The organism is Vibrio chanodichtyis (assembly GCF_028863985.1).
Taxonomy (GTDB): Bacteria; Pseudomonadota; Gammaproteobacteria; order Enterobacterales; family Vibrionaceae; genus Vibrio; species Vibrio chanodichtyis.
In genome coordinates, this window is sequence record NZ_JARBFT010000003.1 from 142,587 (window position 1) to 154,951 (window position 12,365).

11 protein-coding genes are annotated in these 12,365 nt (G+C 48.1%); 3 read left to right on the plus strand and 8 right to left on the minus strand.

The window, feature by feature from the left end; translation table 11 throughout:
• Positions 1-4: 4 nt before the first annotated feature.
• Positions 5-1,417, minus strand: a complete 1,413-nt coding sequence (locus PUN32_RS04305) for an SLC13 family permease (RefSeq protein WP_274722105.1) — start codon at positions 1,415-1,417, stop codon at positions 5-7.
• A gap of 298 nt (positions 1,418-1,715) precedes the next feature.
• Here PUN32_RS04305 and PUN32_RS04310 point away from each other — a divergent pair, with 298 nt between their 5' ends.
• Positions 1,716-2,603 (plus strand): EamA family transporter, encoded by an 888-nt coding sequence (locus PUN32_RS04310; protein ID WP_274721942.1) that lies wholly within the window; start codon positions 1,716-1,718, stop codon positions 2,601-2,603.
• 69 nt (positions 2,604-2,672) lie between these two features.
• On the opposite strand, the gene PUN32_RS04315 is transcribed toward PUN32_RS04310, so the two are convergent.
• From PUN32_RS04315 to PUN32_RS04345, 7 genes are all read right to left on the minus strand, one after another.
• Positions 2,673-3,146, minus strand: coding sequence for a DUF2947 domain-containing protein (locus PUN32_RS04315; RefSeq protein ID WP_274721943.1), 474 nt, complete (start codon positions 3,144-3,146; stop codon positions 2,673-2,675).
• Positions 3,147-3,216: 70 nt separating this feature from the next.
• Entirely contained in the window at positions 3,217-3,825 is a 609-nt protein-coding gene (rimJ, locus tag PUN32_RS04320) for a ribosomal protein S5-alanine N-acetyltransferase (RefSeq protein ID WP_274721944.1), read from the minus strand.
• Complete coding sequence (gene tyrR / locus PUN32_RS04325) at positions 3,825-5,366, minus strand: transcriptional regulator TyrR (RefSeq protein ID WP_274721945.1); 1,542 nt, start codon at positions 5,364-5,366, stop codon at positions 3,825-3,827. The genes rimJ and tyrR overlap by 1 nt, the downstream gene beginning before the upstream one ends.
• 111 nt (positions 5,367-5,477) lie before the next feature.
• Entirely contained in the window at positions 5,478-6,494 is a 1,017-nt protein-coding gene (locus PUN32_RS04330; protein ID WP_274721946.1) for a YcjF family protein, read from the minus strand.
• Complete coding sequence (locus tag PUN32_RS04335) at positions 6,491-7,864, minus strand: YcjX family GTP-binding protein (RefSeq protein WP_274721947.1); 1,374 nt, start codon at positions 7,862-7,864, stop codon at positions 6,491-6,493. The genes PUN32_RS04330 and PUN32_RS04335 overlap by 4 nt, the downstream gene beginning before the upstream one ends.
• Before the next feature lie 150 nt (positions 7,865-8,014).
• Positions 8,015-8,200, minus strand: coding sequence for a hypothetical protein (locus tag PUN32_RS04340; RefSeq protein ID WP_166013083.1), 186 nt, complete (start codon positions 8,198-8,200; stop codon positions 8,015-8,017).
• A 198-nt stretch (positions 8,201-8,398) separates the two neighbouring features.
• Complete coding sequence (locus PUN32_RS04345) at positions 8,399-9,916, minus strand: fumarate hydratase (protein ID WP_274721948.1); 1,518 nt, start codon at positions 9,914-9,916, stop codon at positions 8,399-8,401.
• A gap of 172 nt (positions 9,917-10,088) precedes the next feature.
• Between PUN32_RS04345 and pabB the strand changes: the two genes are divergently transcribed.
• Together pabB and PUN32_RS04355 are read left to right on the plus strand one after the other, a co-directional pair.
• Entirely contained in the window at positions 10,089-11,465 is a 1,377-nt protein-coding gene (pabB, locus tag PUN32_RS04350; protein ID WP_274721949.1) for an aminodeoxychorismate synthase component 1, read from the plus strand.
• Between the two features lie 41 nt (positions 11,466-11,506).
• Complete coding sequence (locus PUN32_RS04355) at positions 11,507-12,115, plus strand: CoA pyrophosphatase (protein ID WP_274721950.1); 609 nt, start codon at positions 11,507-11,509, stop codon at positions 12,113-12,115.
• The last annotated feature ends 250 nt before the right edge of the window (positions 12,116-12,365 follow it).

Sequence of the window (12,365 nt, forward strand, 5' to 3'; positions counted from 1 at the left end):
TTCCTTAATGACCAACCATATTCAGGATCCACACCATCACAAAACTCATCAACACCCCGATCACACCTAAAATAATCCCAACTTTTGCCATTTGCTGGCTTTGCACATTACCAGTGGCATGGGCCAGGGCATTGGGTGGAGTACTGATCGGCAATGACATGCCCAGCGATGCCGCAAAGGTGACCACCAAAATCAAGGTCACTTCCCCACCTAACGGAGTGAGTGAGGTCATTGAGGCGCCTAATGCCGCCATAATTGGCATCAGTAAGTTCGCAGTGGCAGTATGCGACATAAAATTGGCCATCAGCAAACAGAGTAACGACGCAGCCAAAATAACGATGTAAGGCGAATAGTGATCAAATGGAATACTTTGTACCACCAACTCAGCCAGTCCGGTTTTATCGAGTGCTAACCCTAATGCAATACCACCGGAAACCAGCCACAACACATCCCAAGAGATCATTTTCAAATCTTCTTTACCGATGATCCCAGTGACCGAAAAGACTGCGACTGGAATTAATGCCACCGAGTAAGAGTTCATGCCATGCAGCGAGCCCAGCATCCACAAAATAATCGTCGCCGTAAACGTGATGTAGACAATAATGGCTTTCGGAGTTTTCAAAAACTTGCCTTTGATGGTCAACTCAATGGTTTTCTGCTCAGCTCGGTACAATGCATCGAGCAGAAACCAAGCTATCGCCATTAAAATCACCACAAAAGGAATACCAAATGCCATCCATTCCGCAAAGGTAATTAAGTTATCTCCAACCAAGTATTTTAAGGCGATAGCATTGGGTGGAGTGCCGATCGGGGTACCAATCCCACCGATATTGGCCGCAACCGGAATACACAGTGCAAAAGCGACTCGGCCGGGATCTTTGGGACCAAATAGCGCAATCACTGGCGTTAAAATCGACAGCATCATTGCCGTCGTGGCGGTATTGGACATAAACATCGAAAACACCGCCGTGATCAACATTAACCCTAACATCACATATTTAGGATTATGGCCAAACGGCTTGAGCAATACGCGAGCTAAGTTGACATCCAAACGGTATTTGGTTGCCGCCATTGCCAAGAAAAAACCACCTAAAAACAGCATGATGATCGGATTAGCGAACGTCGCCATAATTTCCGTCGATGTGAGTAACACACCAAATTCGGGCATTCCTTCATCAAGCCGAAACAGAATCAAGCCTTTATCCGATAACATCAGCACTTCGAGCACAATGATCACCACCGAAGTAGAGTAAATGGGGATCGGCTCAAATACCCACAGCAGTGCCGCTAATAAGAAAATCGCGATGACCCTTTGTTGAATCACCGTTAATCCATCAAACGGAAACGCCGTGGTTGGCAGCATCAGCACCAGTAATGGGATCAGCAACGGAATAATATATTTAAGATAAGGGCGTATCATGTTCACTCTTCCTGAGATTTGATTGGATATTGACGAATAGAAGGCACGCGTTCGCAGCGGCAAAGGTCATTATTGATAGGTGAAAAAGAAATGTTTGGTGTTAGATCAATGATTAAAGTTTCTAAGCTAAGCAATACCTAAAAGTGAGCTTCAGTTAACAAAATCGTCCTGTATTAAAGAGCGGCCATTTCAGCTCGTGAGCAGCAATCGGCATACAACGCTTGTGAGTGGCTATCTCCCATCCCTTTTTTACGGCATAATCAGCGCGCACTTTCTGCTGAGTTTTTCACTATTTATGCCAACGATAAAATCCCCACTGTTGATCGCGATGCTGAGTTTGTTTGCCGCCATGATCACCATTCAATCTGGCGCCTCGATTGCCAAACAGTTATTTCCACTGGTCGGCCCGGGGGGTACAGTGGCGCTACGGATTAGTTTATCCGCTTTAATTTTACTGCTGATTTTCCGCCCTTGGCGCGCACGCTTAAGCTTGCCACAATGGCGATCAATGCTGATTTACGGTGCCAGTTTAGGTGGGATGCAACTGAGCTTTTATTTCGCGATTGAGCGTATTCCACTCGGGATTGGGGTCGCTTTAGAGTTTTCCGGCCCATTACTGCTCGCCCTGCTCTCTTCAAAACGCAAAAAAGATCTGATTTGGGTCGCCTGTGCCATTCTCGGGATTGTCTGTTTATTGCCAGATATGAATGGGGTTGATGCATTAGATCCGATTGGCGTACTGCTGGCATTGACCGCAGGAACTTGCTGGGCAGGTTATATTTGGTTTGGGCAACGTGCCGGTAGCGTCGCTTCCGGTGGAGTAACTGTTGCGATTGGCATGCTCGTGGCGGCAGTGATCTATCTGCCGATTGCCACCCAGCTCGCCACGGCATCGATTTTTAACTGGTCAATTCTACCGATGGCACTGCTGGTTGCCGTAATGTCGAGCGCAGTACCCTACAGTTTAGAAATGATCGCACTAAGCCGCCTGTCAACTCAGCACTTCAGCGTGTTAATGAGCTTAGAGCCAGCGATTGCCGCGGTCGCAGGGCTGGCCATTTTAGGTGAAAGCTTGCAATGGAGTCAGTGGTTGGCGATTTTTATGATCATCACCGCGTCGATGGGCTCGACGCTTTCGGCAGCTACTAACGCAAAGGCGGTAGCCAACCTCAATCAGCACTAACACGAGCTGATGGTACACAGATTACCGATACGTTTTTACAACGAAAAATCCGGCCTAAGCCGGATTTTTTTATGGACGCAGTCCGAATTTCACTTTCCCTTCACTGCTAAACCACAGAACTTCTTTACGGCGACGACCAAGCAACAGTGGACCATCATCATAAAATAAAAAGTTTTTCCAATGGCGTTTAAATACCGACCATTTGGTCTCGATGACATTGTATTTTTCATAGCAAAAATACACCGTGACATCATCTTGCCAAACGAGATGTTCTGCGAGCGCCTGTGGTAACTGTGGCTCATCACTTTCCCACTCCGCCATCCAACGGGTTTCACCACTCCAACTGCCCGCTTTGCGCGGCCAATCTTGTGAACTAAAACGCTCTGCATCTGGACTCATCTCACTGATGTTTTCTTTCCAAAACTGCGCGGCACGCAGTGGCTCCATCGGCTTGAGCTGCGCCAGATCTTCCGCAGGCAGCGGCATCGAGGCATGAGTAAAAATCCATTTTCTTTGGTACTGTTCCAAAGGCAAATAAGACATTGAGTTTCCTTAAATGTTCAGCAAGCCACGCTGGCTTACTGGTCAGTAATTGGTGAGAAAGATAAGCCGGTTATGCTTGCCAATTGGGATTGATCAGCGCCATCAGATTATGATCTTGCCACTGGCCATTAATCAGTAAGTAATCTTTGGCATGCCCTTCTGGCATAAAACCCACTCGTTGTAACACCTGTTCACTGCGCTGATTGTGTGGCATATACGCGGCCATTATGCGGTGTAAATTATGTTGTTCAAACATCGCTTGGCAAGCCATGCTTAATGCACGCGTCATAATGCCTCTACCTTGCGCATCATGCGCTAGTGAGTAACCCACATGGCAGGCGTGGAATGGAAAGCGGATCAGGTTATTAAATGAGATAGTGCCTAGCATCACATCACGCTTGGCATCAAAAATCAGCAGATAGTAAGCCAGTTTCATTTTATGCAATTCATGCAGTTTCAGCAGACGCTGTAGCCAACCGGCAACCGTAAAAAATTCAGGGTCACGCTGTGGCTCCCACTCCATTAAGTGCAGGCGATTAGCCACAAAATAGTCGCATACTCGTCTCGCATCGGCAATCTGCGCGCAGCGCACAACGATTTCGCCATCGGTTTGGTAAAAATCCGCATCTAGCTGATAGCCGCTAGCATCGGTTTGATCGCGAGTACTGGTGTGGTTCATCAGCGCTTCCTGATCCCATAATCTCTCAATTTATTGGCAATCGAAGTATGCGATACGTTGAGTCGTTTGGCCAATTTACGGCTAGAAGGGAAAGCTTGGAACAGACGATCCAACACCTGAGATTCGTATTCCTTCATGATGTCATCGAGCGAGCCATCAAGGTTAAGACTAGACGCGGCGCTTACCGTATCGATTTGCGGCAAATGGAACGGCTCAATACCGAGCTCCTCACCGTCAATTTCGGTTAAGGCGCGCAGCACCATATTATCCAATTGGCGCATATTGCCCGGCCATGGATATTGGCTCAGTTTATCCAACAGATCAGCACTCAATTTCGGCTTCAGCATGCCAAGTTTCGCACAATGCTTAGTGATAAAGAGCTCCAGCAGCGACTGTACATCACTGGGCCGTTCACGCAGCGCAGGAATGCGTAGCGTCAAGACATTGAGCCGATAAAACAAATCGGCGCGGAAATGGCCAGATTCGGCTAAATCCGCTAAATGATAACGTGTGGCAGCGATCACTCGTACATCGACATGCATTTCGTGCTCTTCACCGACTCGGCGGAAGGTTCCATCTTGCAAAAAGCGCAGGAGCTTAATTTGTAAATGTGGGCTCATTTCGCCGATTTCATCGAGAAATACTGTGCCACCATTGGCTTGTTCAAAGATGCCTTTATGGCCTTGCTGATGATTAAACGATCCCGGTGCATGGCCAAACAGTTCGGTTTCCGCCACATCATCGGGCATTGAGGCACAGCTCAATACCAAAAACGGCGCATTAGCACGAGCCGAGCGGTTATGGCACGCTTTCGCCAGCATCTCTTTGCCAGTGCCGGTTTCGCCCTCAATCAGCAGCGGCTCATCGAGCATCGCCAATTTCTTGGCTTGACTGATCAAACTTTTATGTCGATTGGAAACACCGACAAAATGCTCAAAGCCTAAGTGATTTTGCAGCGAAAGAGTGCTCGTAGTAGGCAAGCCAGCCGTGGCAGAGCGTAATATCATCATCGCACTGGCTAAAGTGGATTGTTTGGAGTCGCCACAAATGTAGACTGGCATGATCTCCATGATGTAGTCGAGCCCCTCGATCACCACCTCTTCACGCAGGCGAGCCTTACTGCCTTCAAACCAGCGCGCAAAGTTGAATACGGGTGTCAATGCTGAAATGTGCAAGCCAATCATACTGGCCTCTTCACGATTAAAGAGTTCGGCAGCAGCATGGTTGGCCATATCCACCGCCCCTTTCAGATTGATCGCCAACACAGCATCGGGCAGGTTGTTGAGCAGTGAGATCAACTCCGTATTGTGCCGTTCAATCGGCATAAACTGAATTTTCCGGACATCTTTCACTCCCGGAATACGGCGAATTTCAGCCATTAGTTCGCTAAAGCTTTCAAAATCAAGGTCAGGACAATTGAGGTAAATAATCCCGATCACATCAATTTCAATTCCGCGGAGATCGATACTCTTAGAGGCCAAAATATCTAATAACTCGCGGGTTAGACCAAGGCGGTCTTCACATAGGACTTCAAGGCGCACGGTGCTAGGATCCTGTTTGAAGTGTCACGAAAAGTTGACAGTAGTGTCGCCTAAGGCTGCTGAGGCGTCAAGCAATCCCGGCCAACTGAGTGTAGATTCAACACGCGCGGTCTATTTAGTGATCAATGCGGCGACTTTACTGATCACTTGTTTGCGCACCGCGCTCAATTTAAGCTGTCGTTCTGCATGCCAAGGCAGTGGACGCAGCAAACCCACTGCTTTAATCCCCAAACGCGCGGTCAAAATACCCACCCCAACCCCTTGTCCAGCGCGCACAGAAACCCGTTTCGCCACATCCATTGAAAACAGCTCAATACTGGCTTCAACCGCCAGCTCACTCGCCCCGGCTAAGGCCATGTTGAGCAACACCGCTTTAAACAGTTTGATCCGCGACCAATAACCCAGCTCTACCCCATAGATGTGCGCGAGTTGATCAATCATTGAAAAATTACGCCAAGCCACTAACAGCATATCCGCGATCGCCAACGGGCTAATCGCCACTAATGCTGCCGCTTCTGTGGCATAACGAGTAACAATTTGACTGGCCTGTTGATCTTGCTCTGCCACCACCAAAGCATCATATAAATCGATGATCTCTGCATCACTGTGGCTACTGTGGAGCGAGTTTTGCCAAGCCAGATAACCGGACTGATTTACAACCCCCTGTTTGGCAAGCTGTTGGCAGAATGCTTGCCCTTGCCCCACCCCATCTTGCTTAATCAAAGCTTCTGCTTGCTGCTGGACACTGAAATGTTGTGCTAAACGGCGCAGCTTCCACAGCTCTTTGCCGATCGCGCCAATACCACATGCCGCTAACACGCTCACCAGACTAGTCCAACCTAAACTGAGCCAATCGCCACTATTTATGGCGTGCAATAATGTGTCGATCGCCTGCCATGCCACCAACCCACTGAATGCCCCCAATAGGCCACCCGCCAGCCATTTGCGGCCTTTGCGCGGGCGAATAATCGTTTCGATTTGTGCGGCGAACTCTTCGCCCGGTTCTGCAACCGGCATAGGCACAAACTTTTGTTGGGCATCGAATTGTTGTTGAGCAGTGAAAGTCGGAATTTCAACACTGTCTTGCAGCGGCTGACTAAAAATCTGTTTGGTTTTGAGATCGCTCATCGCAGTTTATCTCCAATCAAAATATCCAGCGCTTTATCGATCCGGATGTGTGGACATGGTTCATCACTGGCGATGGTGAGTGGCCGAAAGGCGCAGAAATCAAAGGCGGGCTGCTGCCAGTACTCAGGTGCAGGCAGTTTGCTCGGCACCTCACCGGGAAATAAAGTGAGCGGTTGTCCCTCAAGGCTGACGCCTTGGATCGCCGCCATTTTGCGATCGCCTTGCATAATGTAACCCGCCTCAGTGGCACGTACCGCTGCCATACTGATGCAGTTCATCTCAATATTTTCATAAGCGGTGTTTTGCCATGCCGGATGGATCATCTGCTGCAGTAATGCGACTAAATTGACATGTTGCTCAGGCGTTACATGGTCAGCTTTAGTGGCAGCAAACAGTATTTTATCAATTTTCGGCGCGAATAAGCGGCGCAAGACGCCACTACGTCCATAACGAAAACTTTGCATGATTTGCTCAAGTGCGCGGCGCATATCTAAAAATGACTCATGCCCTGCATTGAGGGGCGAAAGACAATCTACTAAGACAATTTGTCGATCAAACGTTGCAAAATAGTGCTTATAAAAAGCTTTCACCACTTTATGCTGATACTGCTGATAACGCGCTTGCAATAGCGCATAGTAACTCTGTTTGCTCGCCGGCTGTGGAGCATTAAGACACGGAAAAAACTGTAGCACAGGCGCGCCCGCAAGCTCGCCCGGGAGCACGAATCGCCCTGGTTGTACCCAATGCAAGCCACTGGCTTTGCATTGATGCAGGTAATCGGTATACAGCGCGGCAATATCCGCTAAGGTTTGCTCATTGGCCTCTTGACTAACATCGAGTTGTTCAACCGCTTGACACCATGGCGCAGCGAGCTGCTTACGTAAACCGTGCAGCGCATTGAACTGCTGCGCCGACCAAGTGGCATAGTCCATATCCAGTAGCGGTAAATCCAGTAACCACTCCCCTGGATAATCAATAATATCCAGATACAGCGTGCTGGTGCGGGTGAAGAGTTTTTTGCTGCGCTTTTTAGGCTGGTACTTAATCGCTAAGCGAATTTCACTCACATCTCGCGTAGGCTCTGGCCACAGTGCCGGATTCGCTTGCAGTTGCGCCATAGCTTCATCATACGCAAAACGCGGGACCATCATGTTGCTTTGCGGCACACGCTTCGCACCAATCACTCGTCGTTCGCGAGTGGCTGATAACAAAGGCAAATTGTGATGAGTTGCCGTATGCAGCAATTGATTGACTAACGATGTAATAAACGCGGTTTTACCCGCACGGGAAAGCCCGGTTACGGCCAGACGGACATGAGAATCGAGGCCACGATGAATAAAATCGCTCACCTCTTGACGAACTCGCTGCATGGCTAACTCCAAATGAGGCTTGAACCAGCTCAATCAATACCGTACTGATCAAGCTGGCTCAAAGATAAGTGGTGGGCTAAGGTTGCTCTTTCTGATCGTATCTACACGGATTCGGCGCGACTAAAGTGGGCCAGAGACGAACCATCGAGATTAGTCTTGTTCAATCAGTTTATAGATCGCAAATAGGGCAATTTCGAGCAACACAAATAAGCCACAAGTAATGGTGACGTATTTGTCATTGAAAATGCTGATACCGTTAAAAATAAGATCAGTACCAACAAAAAAGACAATTACCAGCGCAATAATGATTTGTAGGATCTGGATAAAACGAGGCATTTATAACTCCTTAGGGATCAAGAATAAGTTGATTGTATACCGAAACCCGTTGGTATTGTAGGTCGACAACACCGCCGTCGTTTCAATTAGCAACAGAATGCCAAGCAGAAAATACCAAGAAGAAAATCATAGTAAAAAGGTGCAACCAATGTTGCACCTGAGTGATGGTTTGCCAACAGTTTAGGTGTCAATCTTCCGTTAGTGGGCCGCTTGCGCGATTTTGACTCGCCAAGTATCAGGGCCAATTTGATGTGCATTAGCGCCACGCGAATCGACGGCGACAGTGACTGGCATATCCTCCACCTCAAATTCGTAGATCGCTTCCATACCGAGATCTTCAAACGCCACCACGCGCGCTTTCTTAATCGCTTTCGCGACTAAATAAGCCGCACCACCGACCGCCATTAAATAAACCGCTTTGTGCTTTTTAATCGATTCAACGGTAGCAGGGCCACGTTCCGCTTTACCAATCATGCCCATTACGCCCACTTCTTCGAGCATCATATCGGTGAATTTATCCATCCGGGTTGAGGTAGTCGGGCCTGCTGGGCCAACCACTTCATCACGTACCGCATCGACAGGGCCAACGTAGTAGATAAACTTACCTTTCAGATCGACCCCTTCCGGCAATTTTTCCCCTTGTTGCAACATGGTTTGAATGCGTTTATGCGCCGCATCACGCCCAGTTAAAATCTTACCAGACAGCAATACGGTTTCACCGGTTTTCCATGTTTGGATCTCTTCACGCGTAATGGTGTCAAGGTTGACCCGGCGCGTATTGGCCCCGGCTTGCCAAGTGATTTGTGGCCAATCTTCCAATTTTGGCGGAGTAAGCTCAGCTGGGCCGCTGCCATCTAAAGTGAAATGCACATGACGGGTAGCCGCACAGTTGGGGATCATGCATACCGGTTTAGACGCCGCATGGGTAGGCGCGGATTTGATTTTGACATCCACGACTGTGGTTAACCCACCTAAGCCTTGCGCGCCAATCCCCAGTTTATTGACTCGATTGAAAATATCCAATCGCAGCGCTTCTTCAGAATTTTGTGGGCCACGTTCAATCAGCTCATCAATATCGATATCTTCCATTAATGCTTGCTTAGCCAGTACCGCAGCTTTCTCAGCGGTGCCACCAATCCCAATTCCAAGCATACCCGGAGGACACCAGCCCGCGCCCATCAACGGCACGGTTTTTTCTACCCATTCGGCAATATCATCCGATGGATTGAGCATCACCATCTTGGTTTTATTTTCACTACCGCCCCCTTTAGCGGCAATTTGGATCTCGACTTTATCACCAGGCACCATAGTAATGTGTACTACCGCAGGAGTATTGTCTTTGGTGTTAATTCGTTTACCAGCGGGATCCATCAATACCGAAGCACGCAGCGGATTATCTGGATTGGTGTAGGCTTGGTGCACCCCTTCATCAATCATTTGCTGCACCGTCATATCGGTCGAATCCCACTGCACCTGCATACCAATATTCACAAAACAAGTGACGATCCCGGTATCTTGGCAAATCGGTCGATGCCCTTCTGCAGACATGCGCGAGTTAATTAAAATTTGAGCGATCGAATCTTTCGCCGCTTGGCTTTGTTCACGTTGGTAGGCTTTTTCTAGGGCTTGTACAAAATCTAATGGGTGATAGTAGGAGATGTACTGCAGCGCATCAGCAACACTGCTGATCACATCTTGCTTGCGTATTACCGTCATTGCTTGCCTCATTATTGTCTTCTTCCATGTACTGCCACCAAGCCGAGTACCGTAGCAAAACAAAAGCAGACGACAACTCGCTAAGTAGCAGCTTTGTATGAGAATTTTATGATACTCTTGCTTTTCCAACGATGCTACGCCATCAATCGTCTCTCTGTCACAAATTACGCAAATGAAGATCAAGCAAACCTTGCCAATTGAACACAAAAAATTAACTTATCAACCTGATATTGCTAAACAATTTTTTTCAGCGATTGAACAGCAACCTTGGGCAATGCTGCTACGCTCAGCATCCACGACTCATGCGGATAGTCGTTTTGATATTCTGGTTGCGAATCCTATCGCGACATTAGTCACTTTTGGCGAACACACGCACATCAACACCCCAACTGGGGTGACATTGTCACCAGACGATCCTTTTGCATTACTGGCGCAGGTACAGCAGCAATATTTACCCAACCTCAACCATTCCACTCCACTGCCGTTTATTGGTGGTGCGCTCGGTTATTTTGCTTATGATTTGGGGCGACGAGTCGAAACTCTTCCGAGCTTAGCGGAGCAAGATATTGCCCTGCCGGAAATGGCGGTAGGCATATACTCTTGGGCGCTAGTGGTCGACCATCAGCAACAAAGCGCACAACTAGTTGGTGAGCATGTGGGATCCGCTTGGGCTTGGCTAAACCAGCAGCGCGACAATCATCACACCATCGCCAGCGATTTTGCCCTCACCTCGCCATGGCAAGCCAATATGAGTTACGCCGCCTACCAAGCAAAATTTGACCAAGTGCAGCACTATTTACGCTCTGGAGACTGTTATCAAATCAACCTTGCGCAACGCTTTCAAGCCAGTTACACCGGCAGTGAATGGCAAGCGTACTTGAAGTTGGAAGCGGGCAATCAAGCTCCCTACTCGGCCTTTTTACGCCTCCCTCAAGGGGCAATTTTAAGTGTTTCGCCTGAACGTTTTTTGCAACTGGTCGATCGGGTGATTGAGACGAAACCGATCAAAGGCACTCGCCCGCGTAATAATGATCCACTCCAAGATGCCGCATTAATCCAAGACCTCGCCAGTGCCGAAAAAGATCAAGCCGAAAATCTGATGATTGTCGATCTACTGCGCAATGATATTGGCCGAGTGGCGACACCGGGTAGCGTGCAAGTACCAAAGCTATTTGCTATCGAAAGCTTCCCTGCGGTGCACCATTTGGTCAGTACGATTCGTGCTACGCTGGATACGCCTTATCAAGCCGCCGATTTACTGCGAGCTTGCTTTCCGGGGGGGTCGATTACTGGTGCACCCAAAGTGCGAGCGATGCAAATCATTGAAGAGTTAGAGCCGCAGCGCCGCAGCGCTTATTGTGGTTCGATTGGCTATTTAAGTCGGCACGGCAGCATGGATACCAGTATTACTATCCGCACCTTAGTCGCGTATCAGCAGCAGTTGTATGCTTGGGCTGGCGGTGGTTTAGTGGCCGATAGTCAAGCGGAAGCGGAATACCAGGAAACGCTGGATAAACTGAGTCGAATTTTGCCAACGTTAGCGGGTTAATCAAGCGTATTTTAATCCCAAAAGACAATCAGAGGTCTAGATTGCATACCATTAGCCGCCATCAATTTATCCAACAATTTCAGATGAATTTGCCTGTGCCTTATCATCCACAGAGCTTATTAAGAGTCGCGCATTTGATGCCCGACTCACTGCGTCAAGCAGCGGTATTAATTGGTGTGGTAGAGCGGCCACACGGCTTGCAAGTGATTTTTACCCAACGCGCGGCACATTTAAAACATCATCCTGGGCAGATCAGTTTCCCGGGCGGCAAATATGAACCGAGCGATCTCTCGTTACAACACACCGCGCAGCGCGAAGCTTATGAAGAAATTGGCCTTCCGCCACACAAAATCCATATCTTGGGTCAGTTACCCAGCTTAGTGACTGTGAGCCACTTTGCGGTCACGCCGATATTGGCATGGATTGACGCTGACTATTCCGTCCAACGGGATCACAACGAAGTCGATGAAGTGTTTGAAGTGCCGCTCGATTTTTTACTGGATCCGCAAAATCTGTATAGCGATCGGTTTGCACTAAAAAATCACCACCATCGGGTGTTTGCTCTCCCCTATAAACAGCATTTTATATGGGGTATGACCGCACAAATCATCCAATCCCTACAAAAACAAATTATTTATCATCATCAGTGAATCAAGGTCATCACTTTAAACACAATCACCGCACTTAGAATAAGATTAGAAAATCTAACCCAACCCACAAGCAATCGTTTGCCAAGCCGCCCAGTGAGAATCCCCATTGGTAAGATAAATAAAACTAATCCATCGGATTAACATATTTCACCTGTGGCACGCCAATTTCGTGATCAAAAATAGATTTTTGCATTAAGTTTTAATAACTGTAATTATTCATGATTTAGATCTGATTTTCTGATGTGAAAAA

What these genes read in the sequence shown, in the direction of transcription:
- pabB (WP_274721949.1), top strand. Translation starts at nt 10,089, where the DNA reads ATGAAGATCAAGCAAACCTTGCCAATTGAACACAAAAAATTAACTTAT.
- PUN32_RS04340 (WP_166013083.1), bottom strand. Translation starts at nt 8,200, where the DNA reads ATGCCTCGTTTTATCCAGATCCTACAAATCATTATTGCGCTGGTAATT.
- PUN32_RS04315 (WP_274721943.1), bottom strand. Translation starts at nt 3,146, where the DNA reads ATGTCTTATTTGCCTTTGGAACAGTACCAAAGAAAATGGATTTTTACT.
- rimJ (WP_274721944.1), bottom strand. Translation starts at nt 3,825, where the DNA reads ATGAACCACACCAGTACTCGCGATCAAACCGATGCTAGCGGCTATCAG.
- PUN32_RS04345 (WP_274721948.1), bottom strand. Translation starts at nt 9,916, where the DNA reads ATGACGGTAATACGCAAGCAAGATGTGATCAGCAGTGTTGCTGATGCG.
- PUN32_RS04335 (WP_274721947.1), bottom strand. Translation starts at nt 7,864, where the DNA reads ATGCAGCGAGTTCGTCAAGAGGTGAGCGATTTTATTCATCGTGGCCTC.
- PUN32_RS04310 (WP_274721942.1), top strand. Translation starts at nt 1,716, where the DNA reads ATGCCAACGATAAAATCCCCACTGTTGATCGCGATGCTGAGTTTGTTT.
- PUN32_RS04330 (WP_274721946.1), bottom strand. Translation starts at nt 6,494, where the DNA reads ATGAGCGATCTCAAAACCAAACAGATTTTTAGTCAGCCGCTGCAAGAC.